14 protein-coding genes are annotated in these 21939 nt (G+C 45.7%); 9 read left to right on the top strand and 5 right to left on the bottom strand.

Translation table 11 applies throughout. The annotated features are described in order from the left end of the window. Positions 1–32: 32 nt before the first annotated feature. A complete protein-coding gene (locus C0033_RS16060) occupies positions 33–1988 on the top strand; it encodes an FAD-binding protein (protein WP_103228987.1) in 1956 nt (651 codons plus the stop codon). Continuing rightward, on the top strand, positions 1969–3000 hold the full coding sequence (locus C0033_RS16055) for a LacI family DNA-binding transcriptional regulator (RefSeq protein WP_103228905.1): 1032 nt from the start codon (positions 1969–1971) through the stop codon (positions 2998–3000). Before C0033_RS16060 ends, C0033_RS16055 begins: the two co-directional genes overlap by 20 nt. Before the next feature lie 42 nt (positions 3001–3042). Here C0033_RS16055 and C0033_RS16050 read toward each other — a convergent pair whose 3' ends face one another. Continuing rightward, positions 3043–3900, bottom strand: a complete 858-nt coding sequence (locus tag C0033_RS16050) for a pentapeptide repeat-containing protein (protein ID WP_103228904.1) — start codon at positions 3898–3900, stop codon at positions 3043–3045. 91 nt (positions 3901–3991) lie between these two features. Between C0033_RS16050 and C0033_RS16045 the strand changes: the two genes are divergently transcribed. Next, positions 3992–4393, top strand: coding sequence for a PH domain-containing protein (locus tag C0033_RS16045; RefSeq protein WP_103228903.1), 402 nt, complete (start codon positions 3992–3994; stop codon positions 4391–4393). Between the two features lie 51 nt (positions 4394–4444). Here C0033_RS16045 and C0033_RS16040 read toward each other — a convergent pair whose 3' ends face one another. Further along, the gene (locus C0033_RS16040; RefSeq protein ID WP_103228902.1) at positions 4445–5329 is read right to left on the bottom strand and encodes an AraC family transcriptional regulator; all 885 of its coding nucleotides are present in this window, start codon (positions 5327–5329) and stop codon (positions 4445–4447) included. Positions 5330–5723: 394 nt separating this feature from the next. Here C0033_RS16040 and C0033_RS16035 point away from each other — a divergent pair, with 394 nt between their 5' ends. From C0033_RS16035 to C0033_RS27470, 3 genes are all read left to right on the top strand, one after another. Next, positions 5724–7997, top strand: coding sequence for a glycogen/starch/alpha-glucan phosphorylase (locus C0033_RS16035; RefSeq protein WP_103228901.1), 2274 nt, complete (start codon positions 5724–5726; stop codon positions 7995–7997). A 200-nt stretch (positions 7998–8197) separates the two neighbouring features. After that, positions 8198–10846, top strand: a complete 2649-nt coding sequence (locus C0033_RS16030) for a TetM/TetW/TetO/TetS family tetracycline resistance ribosomal protection protein (RefSeq protein ID WP_103228900.1) — start codon at positions 8198–8200, stop codon at positions 10844–10846. 211 nt (positions 10847–11057) lie between these two features. Further along, on the top strand, positions 11058–14492 hold the full coding sequence (locus tag C0033_RS27470) for an Ig-like domain-containing protein (protein WP_242984521.1): 3435 nt from the start codon (positions 11058–11060) through the stop codon (positions 14490–14492). A gap of 87 nt (positions 14493–14579) precedes the next feature. On the opposite strand, the gene C0033_RS16020 is transcribed toward C0033_RS27470, so the two are convergent. Genes C0033_RS16020 through C0033_RS16010 form a run of 3 tightly spaced genes read right to left on the bottom strand, consistent with a single transcriptional unit; the run spans position 14580 to position 15970 of the window. Beyond that, positions 14580–15458, bottom strand: coding sequence for a DMT family transporter (locus tag C0033_RS16020; protein ID WP_103228899.1), 879 nt, complete (start codon positions 15456–15458; stop codon positions 14580–14582). Between the two features lie 39 nt (positions 15459–15497). Further along, positions 15498–15728, bottom strand: coding sequence for a hypothetical protein (locus C0033_RS16015; RefSeq protein WP_103228898.1), 231 nt, complete (start codon positions 15726–15728; stop codon positions 15498–15500). After that, the gene (locus tag C0033_RS16010) at positions 15725–15970 is read right to left on the bottom strand and encodes a permease of phosphate ABC transporter (RefSeq protein WP_103228897.1); all 246 of its coding nucleotides are present in this window, start codon (positions 15968–15970) and stop codon (positions 15725–15727) included. The genes C0033_RS16015 and C0033_RS16010 overlap by 4 nt, the downstream gene beginning before the upstream one ends. Before the next feature lie 558 nt (positions 15971–16528). Here C0033_RS16010 and C0033_RS16005 point away from each other — a divergent pair. Genes C0033_RS16005 through C0033_RS15995 form a run of 3 tightly spaced genes read left to right on the top strand, consistent with a single transcriptional unit; the run spans position 16529 to position 21909 of the window. Continuing rightward, complete coding sequence (locus C0033_RS16005; RefSeq protein ID WP_103228896.1) at positions 16529–18634, top strand: beta-galactosidase; 2106 nt, start codon at positions 16529–16531, stop codon at positions 18632–18634. Then, a complete protein-coding gene (locus C0033_RS16000; protein WP_103228895.1) occupies positions 18621–20780 on the top strand; it encodes a GH92 family glycosyl hydrolase in 2160 nt (719 codons plus the stop codon). Before C0033_RS16005 ends, C0033_RS16000 begins: the two co-directional genes overlap by 14 nt. Further along, positions 20770–21909, top strand: coding sequence for a uroporphyrinogen decarboxylase family protein (locus tag C0033_RS15995; protein WP_180994769.1), 1140 nt, complete (start codon positions 20770–20772; stop codon positions 21907–21909). Before C0033_RS16000 ends, C0033_RS15995 begins: the two co-directional genes overlap by 11 nt. Positions 21910–21939: the final 30 nt, after the last annotated feature.

The following is a 21939-nucleotide window of genomic DNA, read 5'->3' as shown; positions in this document are numbered from 1 at the left end:
TCATACATGAAGCGTCATAAATGGGAGGAAACATGAAAATTCGCGAACTGAGAATCGAACATGTGGTGGTAGGAACCGGAGCGGCCGGATTACAGGCGGCGCTGAGACTGCACCAATATGGGGAAACAGACCTGGCTGTAATAGCCGAAAATATCAATGCGGGAACGTCCAGAAACACCGGCTCCGACAAACAGACTTATTACAAACTGTCACTGGCAGGCCGGGACCCGGATTCGGTGCGGGCGATGGCGGAGGATCTGTTTGCCGGACAGTGTGTGGACGGCGATCTGGCCCTGTGTGAGGCGGCGCTGTCTGTAAGAAGCTTTTTACGGCTTGTGGAATTAGGCGTTCCATTTCCATGTACAGAATATGACGAGTTCATGGGCTACAAAACGGATCACGACAGAGGAAGGCGGGCCACCAGTGCCGGTCCGTATACATCCAGGCTGATGACAGAATGCCTGGAAAAGAGTGTAAAAGAGAACGAGATTCGGATTCTGGATCAGATGCAGGCAATCCGCCTGCTGGTGAGGGACGGGATTTTATACGGAGTGCTTTGTCTGGATAAGCGGGAAACAAAAGAGGCGTCCTATCTTCTGATCTGGTGTAAAAACCTGATACTGGCCACAGGCGGCCCGGCGGGGATGTATCATGACAGCGTTTATCCTGTTTCCCAGCTGGGAGCCAGCGGCCTGGCATTTGAAGCGGGCGCAAAAGGAAAAAACCTGACGGAATGGCAGTTTGGAATGGCTTCCGTAAAGCCCCGCTGGAACGTCAGCGGCACGTATATGCAGGTGCTTCCGAGATTTATATCAACAGATACAGACGGCAATGACCAGCGGGAGTTTCTTCTGGACTATTTCGAATCCCCGGAAGAAATGCTTTCCATGATTTTTCTGAAAGGCTATCAGTGGCCTTTCGATGTGAATAAGATATACGGCGGTTCGTCGGTGATCGACCTTTTAGTCTATCAGGAGACAATCCTGAAAGGAAGAAAGGTCTATCTGGATTTCACCCAAAATACAGGGAACCGGGAAATACCGTTTGATAAGTTAAATCAGGAAGCCTATGATTATCTGAAACAAGCAGGCGCGCTTTGCGGCACGCCGATTGAAAGGCTTCAGCGGATGAACGAACCGGCAATCTCCTTCTACCGGGATCACAACGTGGATCTGTACCGGGATAAACTGGAAATCGCTGTCTGCGCACAACATAATAACGGCGGAATCGCGGCGGACGCTTTTTGGGAAACGGATATCCGTGGATTGTTTGCAGTGGGAGAGGTCTGCGCAAGCCACGGTGTAACCCGGCCGGGCGGCACCGCTCTCAATGCGGGTCAGGTGGGAGCTCTGAGAGCTGCCGAATGCGTCCGCCTCAGAAAACTGCATAAAACAGAATGCAAAGCATGTCCTCAGAACCTGGAAGAGGAACTGAGAAAAGAGGCCTTTGACTTCATAAAAACCCCGGAACAGGCCTCCGGAACCGTCACACTTCAATCCATGTGGGCCGCCGCATCCAAGCGCATGAGCGCCTCCGGCGGAATGATCCGCAGCAGGCAGAATTTAAAATCTGCGCTGGATGCCGCGGATGCCGGATTGGCTTCTTTCCTGGAAACGGTTCAAAAACCGGAGGTACGCCAGCTTCCCATGTTTTACCGCCTTAGGGATATGCTTTTGTCGCAAAAAGTCTATCTCTACGCTATGCTCGATTATGCGGAAAGCGGAGCGGGCAGCAGGGGCTCAGCACTCTACACAGACGCGGGAGGCAGAAAACCGGCTTCAAGTTTTCCTGATCTTTACAAATGCCGTTTGGATCAGGAAGCCCACGGCGGTATCATCCAGGAAGTCGTGCTCAACGAAGACGTGTGCCGTGCCAAGTGGAGACCGGTCCGTCCTTTGCCTGATGTAGATTATTTCTTTGAAAACCAATGGAAATTATACCGTGAAAGAGAGTTGGAGGTGAATCCAAATGGAGCAGGTGACGATTAAAGACGTGGCAAGGCTGTGCGGGGTAGGGGTCAGCACCGTATCCCGGGCGATCAACAATCATCCGGATATCAATGGGGAAACAAAAGAAAAGATTATGCGCGTGATTGCTGAGTGCGGTTATATACCTAACAACAGCGCCAGGAATTTAAAACGTGTGGAGTCGAAAACCATTGCAGTTTTGATGAAGGGGATAACAAATCCATTTTTCAACAGAATGGTGAAGATTTTTGAGGATATGATTGTGAGGCGCAGATACAGCATTCTGATTCATCATGTGGATGAGGAAGAGGACGAGGTGACGGCGGCTCTCAGGCTGGAAAAGGAGAAAAAGCCCTGCGGATTGATTTTCTTAGGCGGTATGCCGGAGCACGAGGAGGACAAACTGCGCCAGATAAAGGCCCCGTTTGTCATGTGCGCGTTCAGCCTGTCTCCAAAGACCGATAAAACCGTCTATTCTTCCGTTTCCATCGACGATGTAAAAGCGGCCTGTGAGATGGTTTCCTATTTAATCAGCCAAGGTCACCGCCGGATCGCTATGGCTGCCGCCAGGAAAGAGGACGCTTCCGTTGGAAAAATGAGACTGGACGGGTACAAAAAGGCACTGAAGGAGCACAAGATTCCATACCGCGAGGAGCTGGTGATCTATCAGAATCCGGATGAACCCCCTTATTCCCTGTCCGGCGGATATGAAGCCGCGAAGCGTTTTCTGGAATCGGGACAGGAAGCGACAGCAATTTTTGCCATATCCGACATGATGGCTTTCGGCATCTGCCGCGCCCTTCGCGATTCCGGAAAAATGGTTCCGGACGACGTTTCGGTGGCTGGCTTCGACGGAATTGAGATGGCAGAATATTACTGCCCGGCACTCACTACTATGAAACAGCCATGCGACCAGATGGCCCGGGAATCGGTGGAACTGCTGTTTGATCTGATGGACGGACGGTGCGAAAACCGTCAGAAAGTATTTGCGGCAGAGCTGTCTGTGGGAGAGTCGGTAAAAGAACGGCGTTAAGCCCACAGACCGGTCCGCCGGCATGAAAAGTTTCCGTCCCTGTCACTTGGAAGCACAGTTCCACGAGGAAGGGCGTGATAAATAAGGCGGCAGCAAGGTGCGTTCATTGCCTTTTGCCGCATTTATCTGGATTTGGCTAAGAAACAGGCATTGGCTTAAATCCGTATTTTTAATATTGGCGTCCCTCATATCCGCCCCTAAGAAATTGGCCCCAAACAGGCTGGCTCCTTCCAAATCTGCGGCAATTAAAAGTGCCGAGGTGAAGTCTTTTCCTATGAGATTTTTCCGTTTTAAATTCTTCCCCATATAATTCTTAACTGAATCCGGCTTTCCATGAGGATTCAGTTCATTTCCAATCCGCGTACAAATTTGTTTTAAAAGATTATTGGAACTTTTTCGAAATGGTTCGATATCCAGGGTTTGAAGAAGTTCTAAAGGCTGATCAGCCAATTTCCGTCCCTTTTCACACAGATGATGAAGCTGCTCCTTTTCTCCGTTTTTTAAACGAAGCGCAGAAGCGGACGTTAAATACCAAAGAGTCTGATGAATCTGCATAATGGTCAGGTATGAATTAAAGATAATATTGGCTTCCTCCTTAGGAATCGAGCTCCAATTGGGACGTTTGGACAGCAGGCGGGTGACGTGCTGACCGGCCCCAAAGCAGTCGTAGGCCATACAGCCCTTTAAACCATGACCAAAAAGCTGGGAATGGATATTGCATTTGTAATCGGACTGCAGATGTCTGCAGGGAACTCCCGGTTTTTTATTATCGGGAAAGCCCTCGGCTTTTGAAAAATAAAGAGCTACACAGCATAACCCCAGACAATTGGCGCAGTCTATCGTATAAGGGGTAAATGCGGAGCGATCCATGGGATCTTCATACAGGTTTTTTATTTTCATCCCCTCCTTTCACTTGTGCGTTGTTTATGATAAAGTATAAAGATAAAATATAGAACCGTCAACCGATACGAAAGCATAAGCGAGGTGTGGTATGAGATTAAAAGGCAAAACAGCAGCCTGGTTTTGGATGATATTTATAGGCGGAAACAGTTTGATGTTATACGAATTTTTCTTTTCCCGGGACAATATACCAGCATTAATCATCGGATTTATAATTTACAATGTGGTATTTCTGCCGATTATTATCAGAAATTATGTGATAATTGAAAACGGCACATTGACCGTCGTCTTTGGATTTGGAAAAGATTCGGTTAAGATCGAAGAAATCACGGAAGTGTACAGAACCCATAACCCGATCTCATCCAGCGCAGCATCCTTAGACCGTATCGTCATTAAAACAAGGCATCAGGAGATGATGTGCTCCGTATGCGACCGGGATCAGCTGTTTAGAGAATTAAAGCGGATCAATCCGGCGATAACGATCCGTCAATAAAGAACCATCAATAAAGATTCTCCAATGGAGTAATTTATCGTCCTTCCCGCCTCACCGGCTGCTCTTCCGGTACATCCCGGGAGCCAGATGATATTTCTGCCGGAACAGGCGGTTAAAATAAGAGATATTATCAAACCCACATTTCTGAGCGATCAGAGTCACCGGCTCTTCGGTTGCCAAGAGCATTCGCCCGGCCTGAATCATCCGGTAATCATTTAAATATTCCGTAAAAGGCATTCCCATATACTGTTTAAAATATTTCATAAAATGAGAATTGCTGTAGTAGCATAAGGCCGCGGCGTCTTCAATAGTGATCTTTTCCCCATAATGGTCTTCGATATATCCTAAAAGCTGCTTCATTTTTTCCCGTGATTTCTTTGGCTTCTCAGACGGCTTCCAATAATTTCCCGCAAATACCAGATATAAAAAATGAAACAACGTCCCTTTAACGGCCAGCTGATAACCGTATGGCCGGTCTCTGCCCAGATCGTCCAATTGGCTGATGCAGGATAAAAAACGCTCATATTCTTTTATGTCTCTTTTGATATGAAGAGGGCAGCAGGCGGCTTCTTCCATAAGCGGCGACAGAAATTCCAGGGTGCAGAGATCCTGAGTTCCCATATTCAGCATGTCGGGGAGAAAAATGATATTTTCATACTCCATGGCCTGTCTGTCCTTCTGGCTGATTCCATGGAGCTGTCCCGGAAATACCACAACCGCTTCCCCTTCTGAAACCACATAAGGCTCCGAGTCCACAGTCACAATCCCACAGCCCTTTTTTACCGCAATTATCTCCAATTCCTCATGCCAGTGAACCCCTACCTGCGGGAAGTCCAGAGGTATGGAACAGGGATAGATGTTGAAGGGAAATTCCTTTCCGGCGTGTTCTTTTACTTCATGGTAGTCACGGCAATGTTCGCGTTCCGGGATTTTCATATATACGGCTCCTTTTCTTGATTTGATAGTATTGTACAATAATCAAACATGATTATGCAAGAAATATTGAGATAAATATATTAGAATACAGATAAAAGTACAATATTTGTAATTGTTCAGTAGGTCTGCGCATTTACTGCGCTGACCGTAATAAAACTTGGAAAAGCAGGCAAAAATCCCATCGCCATAGGCGATTTCGCATGGATTTTTGCTCGTAATTGTGAGGGTACTGAACAATTACCAATAATTAATCTATAACCCGGGTGGAAGATTCCTATCAGGATTCGGGTGTCAGACAATTTGCAGCGGCAAGACCTTTTGGCACCTGAATCCTGATAGGAAAACCGCCCTGCAGCCCAATAAACAGATTTCGGAAAGAGAGGAAGATCAGATTATGAATAAAAATGAATTAGAACAGCAGTTAAGAGACGCGTGCGGCAAAGAACCGGCATCCTGTACCAATGAAGAATTATATACAGGGCTTCTCACAATTGTGCAGAACATGGCGCGCAATAAGGAGGCAAATACCGGAAAGAAAAAACTTTACTATGTCTCCGCAGAATTTCTCATCGGAAAGCTGCTTTCCAACAACATGATAAATCTGGGCATTTACGATGAAGTAAAGGAACTTCTGGCCGGCTACGGAAAATCTCTGAGCGCTGTGGAAGAGGTGGAACCTGAGCCATCTTTAGGCAACGGCGGTTTGGGCCGTCTGGCCGCCTGCTTTTTGGATTCGATTGCAACTCTTGGCCTGAACGGGGACGGCGTGGGATTAAACTACCATTTCGGATTGTTTAAACAGTATTTTAAGGACAATAAACAGGATGAACAGCCGAATCCATGGATAGAAAATCCGTCCTGGCTGACGAAAACAGACGTTACGTACCAGATTCCATATAAAAATTTCACCCTCACTTCCAGAATGTACGATATTGAAGTGACCGGATATAACAACCGCACCAATAAACTTCATCTCTTTGATGTGGAAACCGTGGATGAATCTTTAGTAAAAGAGGGAATCGACTTTGATAAAACAGAGATTGAAAAGAATCTCACCTTGTTCCTCTACCCGGATGACAGCGACAGAGCTGGCCAGGTTCTCCGCATCTACCAGCAGTATTTCATGGTGAGCAACGGAGCCCGGCTGATCCTTAAAGAAGCGCAGGAAAAGGGATCGAACCTTTATGATCTGCCGGATTATGCTGTGATCCAGATCAACGATACGCATCCGACCATGATTATACCGGAACTGATTAGGCTTTTGACAACCGAACATGGTATGGAGATGGATGACGCCATTGAGATCGTAAGCAAAACATGCGCCTATACGAATCACACCATTTTGGCTGAAGCTTTGGAGACATGGCCGATGGATTATTTTAAAGAAACGGTTCCCCAGCTGATTCCGATTATGGAAGTTCTGGATGATAAGGTGCGCAGGAAATTTGACGATCCGTCCGTATACATTATAGACAAGGAAGATCGGGTGCATATGGCGCATATTGATATCCATTACGGATTCAGCGTTAATGGAGTGGCGGCGCTTCATACGGATATCCTGAAGGAAACCGAGTTGAATAACTTCTATGCCATTTATCCTGAAAAATTCAACAATAAAACAAACGGAATCACATTCCGCAGATGGCTTCTCCACTGCAATCCGGAACTGTCTTCCTTTATCACTTCCCTGATCGGCGACGGATACAAGAAAGACGCCATGGAACTGGAAAAACTGGATTGTAAGGAGATTAAAGAAGATAAAGAGCTGCTGGAAAAACTTCTTCAGATCAAAGACGGCAAAAAGGCAGAACTGGCCGGATATCTGAAAAATACTCAGAACCTGGAACTCAATCCGGCTTCCATTTTCGACATTCAGATTAAACGTCTTCATGAATATAAGAGACAGCAGATGAACGCGCTGTATCTGGTTCACAAATATCTGGAGATCAAGGGAGGTAAGAAACCCAAAACTCCGATTACTGCAATTTTCGGGGCAAAGGCAGCTCCGGCTTATACGATTGCCAAAGACATTATCCACATGATTCTCTGCTTACAGCAGATCATCGACAATGATCCGGAAGTGAGCCCGTATCTGAATGTGGTTATGGTCAGCAATTATAATGTTACGCTGGCGGAGAAATTGATTCCGGCCTGTGATATCTCAGAGCAGATCTCTCTGGCATCCAAAGAGGCCAGCGGCACGGGAAACATGAAATTCATGCTGAACGGCGCAGTTACGCTTGGTACGGACGACGGAGCAAATGTGGAGATTCACCGGCTGGTGGGAGACGACAATATCTATATCTTCGGCGATTCCAGCGAGACAGTTATTAAACGATACAAAGCAAAAAATTACTGCCCGAAAGATTATTATGATAAAGATCCTGCGATTAAGGAAGCAGTGGACTTCATTATCGGTGACGAGATGATGGCTGTGGGATGCAGGGAAAACCTGGAAAATCTTTATCACGAGCTGCTGACAAAAGACTGGTTTATGACATTTCCTGATTTTGCCGCTTATTGTGATGAGAAGGAAACGGCTTACCGGGATTATGAGAACCGGATGGAATGGGCTAAAAAGATGATTGTGAATATCAGTAAGGCGGGATTTTTCTCTTCGGACAGGACGATTGAGGAGTATAATAGGGATATTTGGAAGTTGAACTAAGAAATTAAGAATTATCTTATGGAAATGCGTTTTGATCGGAGTACGGTTGAAACGCATTTTTTATATAGGAGGATGGCTGCTTTCATGATATACTAATTCCAGAGCGTTTGCGCTTTATATACAGGACCTATTTTTAGGATTCGAACCTTGTGTCTGTATGAATAGAAAAGATAAAGTTGAAAACAGGACGGGATGATTAGATGTCAGAATTAAACAATAGATTGGTAATCGGAATATTGGCTCACGTGGATGCCGGTAAAACCACTTTAGCCGAGAGCATTTTGTACACTTGCGGAACCATCCGTAAAATGGGCCGCGTAGACCATAAAGATGCCTTTTTAGACACATATGAGCTGGAGCGTTCCAGAGGAATCACCATTTTTGCAAAACAGGCCCAGGTGATGTGCGGAGAAAAACCGGTGACGCTTTTGGATACTCCGGGCCATGTGGATTTTTCCGCGGAGATGGAGCGGACTTTGCAGGTTCTTGACTATGCGGTTCTTGTAATCAGCGGTGCGGACGGCGTGCAGGGGCATGTGCAGACCTTGTGGAGGCTGCTGAAGCGGTATGAAATCCCCGTATTTTTATTTGTGAATAAAATGGATCAGGAAGGGACAGATGCCGGGATACTGTTAGATGAGCTGAAAAAACGTCTGGACGAACGTTGCGTGGACTTTGATGAGAACCAGGATCAGGACACATTTTTTGAAAACCTGGCCATGTGCGAAGAAGAATTGATGGAACGTTATCTGGAAAATGGAACGCTGAACAAACAGGAGATCGCATATGGGATAGCCAAACGGGATATTTTCCCATGTTATTTCGGCTCGGCGCTGAAACTGACCGGTGTGGATTCCTTTTTACGGGGATTGGAAGAATATACCCTTTATCCCGATTATCCCGAAGAATTTGGTGCCAGGGTTTTTAAAATCGCCAGAGATGCCCAGGGCAGCCGCCTGACGTACTTGAAAATCACAGGCGGCCGTCTGAAAGTCAAAATGCTTTTAAGCGGTCAGGATCAAAACGGCCGGATGTGGGAAGAAAAGGCGGATCAGATCCGCATCTATTCCGGCTCCGGGTATCAGGCGGCAGAAGAGGCCTGCTCGGGTACTGTCTGTGCGGTTTTGGGACTTAGCAAAACCTACAGCGGACAGGGACTTGGATGTGAGAAATCGGCGCAGCTTCCTCTTTTAGAACCGGTGCTGACCTACCAGATCAAGCTTCCTGACGGCTGCGATGTGCACGGCATGCTGGGAAAATTGAGACAGTTGGAGGAAGAAGAGCCGGAGCTGCATATCGTATGGAAGGAAGCGGTGAATGAGATCCATGCACAGGTCATGGGAGAGGTTCAGATTGAGATACTGAAAAGCTTGATAGAAGAGCGGTTCGGCGTGAGCGTGGAATTTGGAACGGGAAGTATTGTGTATAAAGAGACCATACAAGAGCCGGTGGAAGGAATCGGGCATTTTGAGCCTTTGCGCCATTATGCGGAAGTCCATCTTTTGCTGGAGCGGGGAGAAGAAGGCAGCGGCCTGCAGTTCGACAGCGCATGCAGTGAAGACATGCTGGACCGGAACTGGCAGAGGCTGGTGCTGACCCACTTGGAAGAACGGATTCATCCGGGGGTTCTGACCGGTTCGGAGATTACGGATATGAAGATCACGCTGGTTGCAGGGCGGGCTCATCAGAAGCATACGGAAGGCGGAGATTTCCGTCAGGCCACATACCGCGCCGTCCGCCATGGATTAAAACGGGCGAAAAATGTGCTGCTGGAACCGGTCTATGAATTCACTTTGGAAATTCCCACAGAGATGGTGGGGCGTGCGATGACCGATATTCAGAAGATGTACGGCACTTTTCAAGATCCTCTGACAGAGGGCGATATGACGGTTTTAAAAGGCTCCGCTCCAGTAGTTACCATGCGGGATTATCAGACGGAAGTAACTGCATATACGAGAGGAAGAGGGCGTCTGTTCTGTACTCTGAAAGGATATGAACCGTGTCATAATGCGGAGGAAGTCATTGCGGCGATTGGATATGATTCGGAAAAAGATGTGGAAAATCCTACCGGCTCCGTATTTTGCTCTCATGGAGCGGGATTTGTGGTCAGCTGGGATCAGGTGGAGGAATATGCCCATTTGGACAGCGGACTGAATCTGGAAGGCGGCAGCAGCGTACAGGAAGAAGAAAAGGAGCCCGTTTACCGTTCCATGGAAACGGGATGGGTGGACCAAAAGGAGCTGGATGCAATATTTGAACGCACATATGGGCCGATCAAAAGGGAACGGAATCATTTTAACCGTCCGGAGAGCCTGCCTCGTGTGCGCCAATACCAGCCAAAACCCAGCAGACCGGAAAGCGGGGAAGAATATCTGTTAGTGGACGGGTATAACATCATTTTTGCCTGGAAAGAGCTGAAAGAGCTTGCGAAAGATAACATTGAAGGCGCCAGAGGCCGTCTGATGGACATCCTGTGCAATTACCAGGGCTATGTAAAATGTACGGTAATTCTCGTATTCGACGCTTACAAAGTCAAAGGAAATCCGGGCGAAGTGCAGCCGTACCATAATATCTTCGTGGTTTACACCAAGGAGGCGGAGACTGCCGACCAGTATATCGAGAAAACCGTCCACCAGATCGGAAAGAAATACCATGTGACCGTTGCCACATCCGACGCTTTGGAACAGCTGATTATATGGGGACAGGGAGCAAACCGGCTGTCGGCTCAGGGATTTCTGGAGCAGATTGAGGCGGTGAACAAGGCGATGAAGGAGCAGTTTTTGGAGAGAAAGCCGGGAGATAAAAATTATCCGTTCAGAGGGTTAGAAAACGGAGTATTTGAAGAATAAAAATTATTTATCCAGCTGCATGAAGCGGTATGGGAAATCAGTATCGATGAGAGAATGTGACAGTTAATTTAAAACTGCAAAATTGTGCCAAAAAGCGACAGATAATGCCAGTGTATTGAAGAGTACACTGGTTTTTGTTATGTTGGAACCATAGATACGGGCGGGATACTTGAATACAGATAATGATATTCGTGTCTGGAAAGGAGAACGTATGAGAAAAAGCAAAGAACACATTTTTTCACAGTTACTATGGTTCGGGGGGAAAGGCAGGAGCAGAAAGCTGGCTCTGCTGATGGGAGCAGTTTTGGTATTCAACAATGCAGGCGTTATAATTCCATACGGCGCTGAAAAAAGCGAAGCAAAACAGATCGAGGAGTTTAAGGAGCTGCCGGATGACGTATTATTTCAGGAAGTCCCTTACGGCACAAAGAAAAAGGATCTGAAACTGCCGGATATGCTGAGAGGCTTTGTTGTGACGGAAACGAATACTGGCGATGATACCGCCACTCCATCAGATGCTGAAGAATCCGTGGCATCACCGTCAGAAGCGGATAAGGAAGAAAACGCCCACATTTCAACGGCAACGCCCAGCACATCTGAAAAATCAGAATACGATGGAAAAGACGGTCAATGGAAGAATATTCGCGTCAAATGGGAAATCGATGTAAATTTCAGTGAAAGTGACGAGTATGACGGTGAAAATCCGGGAACCTATGTATTTGACGCCGTTTTGGCCCGGGATACCTACGAGCTGGCTTCGGCAGAACTCCCCAGGATAACCGTGGAGGTGCTGCCTAATTCCAAAGGAAAGATAATTACGGGCTGGGAATGGATCGATGAACAGGAAATGCTTTCAGGCAGTATTCTGGCTTTGCCCGGCGCTAATGAAAGAAATAAAGCGGATTTTGACATTATAGCTTCTATGCTGCCGGAAAAAATAAAGGCTGAGGTCCGCGATGGAGGAGAAACGGTGCCGGATGAGGTAAATATAGAAGGGTGGAAATGTGATAATTTGCCGGAAGAAGGGGCCTATGAAGGTGAATATATATTTGAAGCAGTAATCCCGGAAGAGTATTCATTGAAAGACGGTACGAAGCCGCTTGAGGTAAAGGTTCAATTAGGAGGCGCCAATTTTTATGCTGCTTCAGCAGACCAGATCATGATATCGGGGCTGACATTGGATACTGTCAATAAATATGCAAAAGTGGATGCCCAGGGAACCGTAGTTTATGGTACGGACGGCGATCATAGCATTTATTGGGATGCCGGAAGCGGAAAATTGGAATTGACAAATGTGAATATCAGTACAGAAATTGACGTGGCGCCCAGCGACGAGGCTGTAGTACTGGCTAACCGCAAAGAAATTACAATTATACTGAATGGGGAAAATTCAATTCATGTAGAAAATAATATAAATTGCTCTTTTTCAGCGGTAAAAAATTCAGGCGGTGGGATTACGGTTCAAAAAGGTGATGCAAGTTCACATTTTCTTTCTATTGTAATGGAGAATAATAGTGATTTTTACAGTAGAGATATTAATGGATTTTTTTCTGCGGACGGCTTTAAGAATAATGCGGATTTAGAGATTGATATAAAATGTGTCTCTGACGAAAATATATATGTAAATATGTATGGAGTGCAGTGCGGAACCAATAAGATTCCCGCAAGAGAACCGTTTGAAAATGAAGGGAATATTAAAATCTCTGTGGATAATACAGCGATTAAAACCTGGTATGGATCAAAGGTCAGCGGAATTTTAATCAATGGTGCAGGAATGAAAAACCGTGGTCTGCTTGACATTTCATCAAGTGCGGTAAATGGAGATGTCTATGGACTGTACGGAAACAATATTGCAGAACAATGGACTAATGATGAGGAGGGTTCGGTTTTTATAGAATCCACTGCCTATGGTGGTAATATTCCGGATACAAGCGTTGAAGAAGATTACTACTTTTGGTCCAATTATTCGTGTGCCGTTTCAGTTCGGGCGAAGGATGACATTTATATGCAAAACATTGGAAATATGGACTTAAAGGCTGTAAACTATGGAAAGAATGGTAGTCAGGAATATGGCATCGGATTTGAAGTGAATGGAAACGGAGAAGTTATTCTTGACAATCAGGGAGATTTGACAACGACTGCATTGGAAGGATACAGTTATGGGATTAATATCTCGAATTCCTCCGGCGATTCAATCCTGAAAAATTCTGGTGTAATCACGGCCTCTGCTACTACAGATGGCCATGAGTTATATGAGGGCGGATATGCTTCGGCTACAGGTATTGCAATTCTTTCAAATGGTTTTAGAGATAAACCAGGAGTAACATCCATACAGGCAGAACAGGGAGGGATACTGACCGCATCTACCTTAGCCACTGAAAATATGGACAGCAATGATAGAGACGAGGTAACAGCGCAGCATTGTCATGCAGTTCAACTCCAAAAAAAGTATAGTAAAGATCCCCAATATACAGAACTCCCACAGGAAATTGAATTAGATGAGGGAATTATGATTCGTAAGGGAGGTAAGTGTTTCACTGTATGGTTGGAAAATTATGCCGTTTATAATTTATGGATTTATATCAATACCATCGGAGCGGATGAAAAAACCGGTCCTGCCCAATATGTGGAGATAGGCCCTGCCATAACTCCAAGTGTTAATTGGCCGGAAGTGGAACTTACTTATGGGGAAAGTTTGGCAGAGGCAAAGGTGAAAGGAGGGGAAGCATTTGATGAAAATGGCGATCCTCTTGACGGAGATTTCAAATGGGATAACGACACCGTCGCGCCTACGGTCAAAGACAGCGTAACGAAGACATACAGAATGTCATTTAAACCGTCAGCCATCTATGGAGAGTTATATGATGAAGCAAAAGAAGACATAACCATTACAGTTCTTCCGAAACATTTAACTCTGTCAATGGATGTAACTCCTACAGAAGGAAAAGCCGGAGAGGATATAGCTCTTCAGGCAAATGTGAGCGGAACGATAAACGGTGATATTCCGGCAGGGAAGATCCGGTTCAGCGCGAATAATTCTGTCATAGCAGAGAGCCCGGTCAATGCGGGAACATTAACTGCATCCGCTGTGTGGAAAAATCCTTCAGCCGGCACCTATACATTGAAAGCGGAATATATTCCGGCTTTGCATGATAATTATACCGGTGAAAAAATGATTTCTGTAGAGGATTATATAGTTAAAAATAAAATCCAATACACAGACTCTTCCGATGATGACAGTGATTATAACGTGCCTATACCAAAAGGGCAATGGATTAGAGACGAAATAGGATGGCGCTGGCATTATACCAATGAAACATCCTGGGCTCAGGGACGCAAAGAAACAGATCAGGAAGGTAATGTGATGGTATATTATCGGTGGGAACAGATCAACAATGCGTGGTTTGCATTTGATGCGGACGGGTATGCGAAAGAAGGCTTCCTGTTTGATGCAAATTATAACGGCTGGTTTTATGTGGATATTAACAGCGGAATGAAAACCGGCTGGCAGCAGATAAACGGAAAATGGTATTACTTTAATCCTGTTTCTGACGGAAGAAGAGGGGTTATGCTCGCAGATGCATGGATCGACGGCTGGTATGTGGACAAAAACGGCATTTGGAATGGGAAAGAAAAGAATAATTGATTAAGTTGTGATTTGCTAGAAAAAGGGACGCCGGGAAGAAGCTGGCGTCCCTTTTTATGTATCTTACCGTTTATGAAAAAGAGCTTTTTACCGGGATTCTATTCTCGAATAGTAGATAACACCTCCGATGATCACAGCCCCGCCCAATATCTGAAGCGGTTTTGGAAATTCGTTAAACAAAACGGCTGCAAACAGAGCGGCCACCACGGGCTCACACAGTTTGGAGGCGGAAACAAAGGCCGGTGACAGGAATTTTAAACACCAGCTGAAAATGCTGTGTCCAAGGATTGTAGAAAATATACTGAGCAAAAGACCAACAATAATTCCGCTGCTCCCATACCCGGTCAGCGGCATTCTCTGCGCCGCGGCGATTAAAACCAGCGTAATGGCTGAGAATATGTATACAATATAAGTGTATATGGTGGTCGAAGTAGTCGTCCGTGCCGCCCGGCCAATCAATGTATAGACAGCCACCGAAACCGCGGCCGCAAATGCCAGAACGTCCCCATACAGATGTCCGCCGCCGGATGTCGAGTCGGATAAAGCGATTAAAATGCTTCCGGCAATGGTAATGAGTATGGCAATCACTGCGGCGGTTGATATCTTTCCTTTCATAAAAAGACAGAATCCCAACGCCACCCAGATTACCTCTGTACATACGATTGTGGTGGAACTGGCCACGGATGTATGCTTTAAGGATTCAAACCAAATCGCAAAATGAAGAGCGAGAAAAATCCCGCTGACCGCACATAAAGCCACGGTTTTGGGACTGGTGGAGAACAGTTCCTCTCTCCTGTTTTTCTTAAACAGAACCACCGGCGACATGAGCAGTACAGTCCAAAGCAGGCGGTAAGCTGCTGTGACCACCGATGGGGCCTGAGAGTATTTTACAAAGATTGCCGACAATGAGATTCCGATGATGCCGATCACAATCATGATCATGGGGTGTTTTTCAAGGTAGTTCATAATTAAAGCGTTCCATCCGTTTTCCTAATATTTTCTGATTTATTTTCCTAATAATTGTTTCAGCTGCTCAAACATTTCAAGATCATCGGCAGACAGCTTTAAATTCGACTGAAATGATTTGCCCTCAGGGGTGGTAACCGTGATCTCGATCACGCTGTTTTCCATTAGAGCATTGTTTGAAACGGCTTTCATAAATAATGGGAACTTGGGATGCTGATTCTTAAAGCGTTCCCAAGCTCCTTGAAATTGAAGTAGTATCATTGGGTTCATAACGAGTCCTCCATACAGTCAGTAAAATAACGTTTAACAACAAGAAGATACTTCGCCATTAATGGAATATAGGTGATGATAAAAACAGCAAATGCTGTGATGAACACCGGTTTCTTCTTGTTTTTTGAAACACCCAATCCGATCATGATACCTAAAGCACACAAGCAGAACTTCAAAAGAGCGATATCCGTCCACTGGCACTGTTTGATAAATTCATTGGCTGAGTTGATTAGTTTACTCATAAATATATCCTCCTTTGCGGTTGAGGGATCGACTGGTCTTTCTAATTTTATTTTACCAAGATTACAGCAAATAGGCAATCAAAGGATTAGTTATTTCCAGGAATTTTAATCGTAATTTTAATTGTCTTAATTGTCTATTTCATTATATACATTCAAGTTTCTCTGTTCCAATGCCAGGCCAATCAGCCTGTCTGTTTGATCTGCCATGAATAGGGGAATATTCAACACATCGCTTCACTCTTTTATTGAAGATTTAGCGTTTCTTAATCACATAATTATTAATATTTTAGTGATTAAAATCACATTATTATTAAAAAAAGATGGTATAGCGATTAATAAAGAAGGACTGGAGTCCGCTTTCTGGCAGAATCCGGTCCTTCTTGCCATATGGTTCATTCTGGAATTGTCCAAAGGATCTCCGGCGAAGCCGTTTAGCCAAGCCGTCTGTCAATATGTCAAATATTAACGTAAATTATAAAATTCTGCAGGTTGATGGCAGAATACCGGCCCGGATACAATAAAAGAGCAAGAAAATAATATCAGGAGACGGGGGAGATTATGAGACAATTTATTCAAGGCAATACCTACTACCATTACGCGTATCCCAAAGAAGAGTTCAGCCGCAATTTTCGGTTAATGCAGGGGTTAGGGATCAATTACGTGCGCACGGCGGAAATCTGGCCGGGGTGGTCTGTCATTGAACCTGAGGAAGGTCAGTATGATTTTGAAGAACTGGATGAATTTGTCAGGCTGGCCGGAGAGAGCGGCATGAAGGTGTGCATGGGAATTGGAATTAATGATACGCCATTCTGGCTGTATTACAAATATCCTGATCTGAAAATGAGGGATACCGAAGGCAGCACCAGTAAAAGACGTGTACAGAGCGCTTGTTTTGACCATATGGAATACAGAACGTATATGGAAGCATTTATCGCTGAAATTGTGACACATTATGCCGGAAATCCGGTGGTCTGCAGTTTTCAGATAGGGAATGAGATACGATATAATGTTCCGGTCTGTGACTGCGATTCGACCAGAAAACGTTTCAGAAAATGGCTGCGGGAACGCTACGGTGAGAATCTCGGGAAGTTAAATGCGGAGTGGGGTGTCTGCTATCATTCTTTTGAAGAAATATATCCTTACAATTCCCGGGAGGGCGCCCCTACAAAGGGAATTACCCCACACTATCTCATGAGCAGGGCATATCAGAACTGGTCGATTGAGGAGTTGGTAAAGCGTTCGGTACAAATTATTAAACAATATTCCGATAAACCGGTATTTCATAACAGCTATGGAACTCCGAATATGATGGGCTCCCATTACCGGATTGCAGAGCCCTGTGATCTTGTTGTGATTGATATCTATTCGTCTACATATCAGGAGCCCGGATATTATCAGGGCCTGATCCTGGACTATTCCAGGACGATTGCAGGAATCCAGAAAAAAGATTTATGGATTGGAGAGACGCCTGCGGGGCAGTACGGCACATACTGCCGTATACCGGTTGATTGTAAAATGATGGAGCTGTGTGTCCTGGATTTAATAAGCGCGGGATCGAAAGCTATTTTTTATTTCCGGCACAAGGCTCCAAAATACGAACAGCCGCATAAATTTACAGGTTCCCAGACCTTTTTCCGCATAGATGAGAGCGAACTGGCCTATTCAGAAATTCCAAAAAAGGTAGAGCGGCTGATGAACCGGTATGAGAACCGTATTCTAAGCGCTTCGCCGGGCAAGGCGCAGATTTTGCTATACTATCCGACGGAAAACATATGGCTTGGAAAAGAGGCGGGTTACGGAGACGAAAGCATTTTAGCCGTACATGGAACCAAGGCCATAATATCGAGTGCCGGTTATATGGCTGATGTAATGGATGAGGAGATGATGAAAGGCCAGAATCTTAACGCCTACCGGGTCATTGTAATTCCAATGGCTTATCTGATTTCGCGTGAGGTGGGAATCCGGCTCAAGGAATTTGTAAAAAACGGCGGAACCCTGATCTGTGAAGGCAGGCCCGGTTATGTGGATGAACTTGGGTGGCTGTATGAGAGACAGCCGGGAGCCGGGTTAGACCAGGTATTTGGGGCCAGGGAAGATATCTACTTCAATACTCCGGCGGATTTTCCTGTTACGATAAAGGCCGGGAAAGATGAATTATGCGGTTATGGAACTTATTTGAAGCAGACATACCGGTTAGAAGGCGGCGAAGCGCTGATGAAGGATCAGGAAGGCAGTGTGTGCGGAGTATCCCATGATTTTGGGAAGGGGAGGGCATATCTGATTGGAACCGTTCCAGGGCTGTTTTTCTCTATGGGAGCAGGAAAGTATGATAAAATACCGGACCGGCAAAAAGAAATGGAAGCCAGTGAAAAAAGAAAAACATATATCCGCCTGTATCAGGAACTTATCAGGAAAGCAGGCGTAATGCCGGTGGTAGAAATCAGCAAAATCAGTGATAACCTCTCCATTCGGACCTTAGTAAACGATCGGGAAGAAATCGTTTTTGTAACTAATTTCAGCCGGAATATCAAGGTGGAATTAAACTTAAACGGAGTGTGGGAGGAGTTGGCCGACGAGGGAGAAAGAGAATGCGGAGGCATTCAGGAGGTCGGTCCATTAAGCAGTTTAATAATTTCAAGGAGAAAAGCGGATGAAAGACTATAAGGAATATGAACATGCAGCCTTTGCCGATCCTTTTATGGGAGTAGACCGCAAAGGCAATTTTTTCAGCGGCCCCTACCTGCCTTACGGCGTTGTACGAATGGGGGCGGATATGATATATCCCCAAAGTACGGGGGGATATACAACAGGCCGTCCGGTGAAATGCTTCAGCCATACTCACATAGGAGGCAGCGGGGGAGGAGGGCGATATGGCAATGTGGGAATTACACCATATATAGGTGAACCCACAGCGCATGCGCCGTATATGGAATTGGAGTTGGAAGAGGCGCATGCAGGATACTATCATGCGGTGACGAGAAACAACATAGAGATTGAACTGACTGCCACGCATCATGTTGGATGCCATCGCTATTTATTTCCCCAAACCGGGAGCAGCAATATAATGATTGACGCAGGTTCCGTGATCCAGACTGCCGGAAAACTGCCTGGTGAATCAATGCCGGGCAGGGGACATATCGGAATTGACGGTACGGGCGCAAGCGTCGGCGGTTTTGTAGAACATTTTTCGGATACGGAGATCATAGGCAGAGGGGATTTTGTGGGAGGATGGGGGCATCAATTTCCATATTCCGTATATTTTGCCGTTAAATTTGATGCTCCTATGGAGAAATGCATGCTGGGGAATAACCGTGGTATTTATCCGATGAGATCCGTATATGGTGAAAACTGTTTCGCCACCGTTTTATTTGAGCGGAATGATATCTGCTTTTCCGTGGGAATCTCATTTGTCAGCATAGCGAATGCCAGGAATTATATAACAGAGGAAGCGTCCCGGCCGTTTGACGATATTCACGAGGAAGCGCTTAATGTTTGGGAAAAGTCATTGCAAAGAATCCATGTAGACGGAGGAAGTGAGGAACAAAAGGAATTATTCTATTCGCTGTTTGCCAGACTGCTGGCAGGACCGTCGGATCTGGGGACAGATCAGGAATTTCCGGGATGGAAAAGCGGAGTGAGGCATTTTAATGACTATTACTGTTTATGGGATAGTGTGAGAAATGCCAATTCTCTCATAACCCTGTTTGATCCGGAGCTGGAGCGGGATATGCTGAACTGCCTTTTGGATATCGCGGATAAAACCGGATGGCTGCCGGATGCCTGGATTGCCGGACACAGCGCAATGATACAGGGAGGAAGTTCGGCGGACGTACTGTTTTCGGAAGCGAAAAGAAAAGGGATTGAAGGGATCGACTATGAGAAAGCCCTCCGGTTTATGAGAAAAAATCATGAGGAAAAGTCTCCCGATACATGGCTGTACGGGAGATTTACGGAGGACTATGACCAATTGGGTTATCTTTCTACCGATGTGCCGCGAAACTGTGTGTCCAAACATTTAGAGTACACCTATCAGGACTGGTGTATTGGCAAACTGGCTCAGGCTTTGGGACATGATGAGATTTGGGAAAAATATGAGAAGGAATCTGAAAAAATCTGGAATTTATGGAGAGATGATTTAAAATGTTTTGCTCCTAAAAATCAGGACGGAAGCTGGGTGGAGCCGTTTGATCCGAAACGGTATTACCATTCCCATCACTCTTTTGACCCCTATTTTTATGAGGCATACAGCCTTTGCTGGTCATTTCATGCCTGGCAGGATTTTCCTGAACTGGTGCGGCGGCATGGGGGAAATGAGGCGTTTACAGAACATCTTGACCGCTTTTTTGATGAAGGCCATTATCGTTCCAAGGAGATAATGCTGCATGTTCCGTGGCTGTATCTGTTTGCGGGAAGGCCGGATAAGGCTTGTGAGAGAGTAAGGGAATGCATGGAGAAGTATTTTTCGCCCGGCCGGAAAGGGCTTTCGGATAATGAGGATATGGGATGTCAAAGCGCATTCTATATGTGCGCTGCCATGGGGCTCTATCCGCTGATGGGACAGACCAGGTATCTGCTGTGCGCGCCGGTTTTTGATCTGACGGTAATCCGGCTGGGAAACAGCGGTAAAGAACTCAGAATAGAAGTGAAAAATAAGGCAGAAGGTAAAAAATACATTGCAGGGGCATGGATAAACGGACAGGATTTATCACGGCCCTGGGTAGAACATGATGAAATAGCGGGCGGAGGCGTAATAACCTTTGAATTGTCAGAACGGCCGGGGAATTTTTGGAGGAATGGTTATGAATTCTAAAGAACGGGTAATAGAAACGATTATGCACAGAGAACCGGACCAGGTTCCCATAGGGGAGTGGGGAATTGACCATGATCATGTGAGGGAGATCATCGGAAGGGAAACGTATTTCAGAAACAGAAAAGCCACAACGTTAGCCTATTGGGATGGGCGCAGGGATGAGGTGGTGGAAAGCATAAAAGACGATTATTCGGAATTGATAGAAAAATTAGATTATGATTTAGTGACAGTGGAGCTGGTTCCGCCCAAAGGGTACCGCCCCAAAGACCGGCCTGTGCCGTCGGATGATGGATTATGGAAGGACCGGCATGGGAGAGTTTACCGCTATGCGGCCAGCAACGATTCCATCCAATGCGTGCATTGGGAAGAGGGAAGAGAGGAAATATCGGAAGAGGATATTGAAAGGCTTTATGAGCGGGCGGATCATTTGGAAGACTCACAATTTGAACTGATCGATTACTTCGGACAAAAATATGGCGGCGAAAGAGCCGTCTTATGCAGGAGTATTGATATATATAAATGTCTCATGGAACCATTTCAAGGGGACTATACCCACCAGATGATGATTCTGGCATCAGAGAAAGAAGAGATAATGAAGCTTTTAGACGCAGCAGCTTATTATAACAAAAAAATAATCGAACGCTGTGCAAAAAGCAACGTGCTGATCGGTATGCAGGGACATGATTTTGGGATGAACAGCGGATGCATTGTTTCGCCGGTTACATTAAGAGAGATTTTCTTTCCCTTGATGAAAAGGGTAAATAACACTATGAAGGAAAATGATATGATTCCGTTCTTTCATTGCTGCGGAAAGATATGGGACATTCTTGACGATTACATAGAATCCGGATATGCCGGCTACCAGTCCATTCAGGAATCCGCAGGTATGGATAACCGCAGAGTAAAAGAACTCTATGGGGACCGGCTTACGCTTTGGACCGGCGTACAGTGTGAAACGCTGGTGCAGGGTACGCTGAGAGAGACAGAGCAGGAAGTCAGAAGAAACTTGGAAACATTGATGCCGGGAGGGGGATTTATATTTGGCTCAACAAACTCTGTGCAGTATGGAGCGAAAACCGGAAATTACTTAAAAGCGCTGGAAACAGTTAGAAAATATGGTAAATATTAACAAAAAATACCATAAAAGTAAAAAAATAAC

It is taken from the genome of Clostridium sp. chh4-2 (genome assembly GCF_002899675.1).
In the GTDB taxonomy this organism is placed as follows: domain Bacteria; phylum Bacillota; class Clostridia; order Lachnospirales; family Lachnospiraceae; genus CHH4-2.
This window is presented reverse-complemented; position numbering and strand designations above follow the sequence as displayed.

What these genes read in the sequence shown, in the direction of transcription:
- C0033_RS16060 (WP_103228987.1), top strand. Translation starts at nt 33, where the DNA reads ATGAAAATTCGCGAACTGAGAATCGAACATGTGGTGGTAGGAACCGGA.
- C0033_RS16055 (WP_103228905.1), top strand. Translation starts at nt 1,969, where the DNA reads ATGGAGCAGGTGACGATTAAAGACGTGGCAAGGCTGTGCGGGGTAGGG.
- C0033_RS16050 (WP_103228904.1), bottom strand. Translation starts at nt 3,900, where the DNA reads ATGAAAATAAAAAACCTGTATGAAGATCCCATGGATCGCTCCGCATTT.
- C0033_RS16045 (WP_103228903.1), top strand. Translation starts at nt 3,992, where the DNA reads ATGAGATTAAAAGGCAAAACAGCAGCCTGGTTTTGGATGATATTTATA.
- C0033_RS16040 (WP_103228902.1), bottom strand. Translation starts at nt 5,329, where the DNA reads ATGAAAATCCCGGAACGCGAACATTGCCGTGACTACCATGAAGTAAAA.
- C0033_RS16035 (WP_103228901.1), top strand. Translation starts at nt 5,724, where the DNA reads ATGAATAAAAATGAATTAGAACAGCAGTTAAGAGACGCGTGCGGCAAA.
- C0033_RS16030 (WP_103228900.1), top strand. Translation starts at nt 8,198, where the DNA reads ATGTCAGAATTAAACAATAGATTGGTAATCGGAATATTGGCTCACGTG.
- C0033_RS27470 (WP_242984521.1), top strand. Translation starts at nt 11,058, where the DNA reads ATGAGAAAAAGCAAAGAACACATTTTTTCACAGTTACTATGGTTCGGG.
- C0033_RS16020 (WP_103228899.1), bottom strand. Translation starts at nt 15,458, where the DNA reads ATGAACTACCTTGAAAAACACCCCATGATCATGATTGTGATCGGCATC.
- C0033_RS16015 (WP_103228898.1), bottom strand. Translation starts at nt 15,728, where the DNA reads ATGAACCCAATGATACTACTTCAATTTCAAGGAGCTTGGGAACGCTTT.
- C0033_RS16010 (WP_103228897.1), bottom strand. Translation starts at nt 15,970, where the DNA reads ATGAGTAAACTAATCAACTCAGCCAATGAATTTATCAAACAGTGCCAG.
- C0033_RS16005 (WP_103228896.1), top strand. Translation starts at nt 16,529, where the DNA reads ATGAGACAATTTATTCAAGGCAATACCTACTACCATTACGCGTATCCC.
- C0033_RS16000 (WP_103228895.1), top strand. Translation starts at nt 18,621, where the DNA reads ATGAAAGACTATAAGGAATATGAACATGCAGCCTTTGCCGATCCTTTT.
- C0033_RS15995 (WP_180994769.1), top strand. Translation starts at nt 20,770, where the DNA reads ATGAATTCTAAAGAACGGGTAATAGAAACGATTATGCACAGAGAACCG.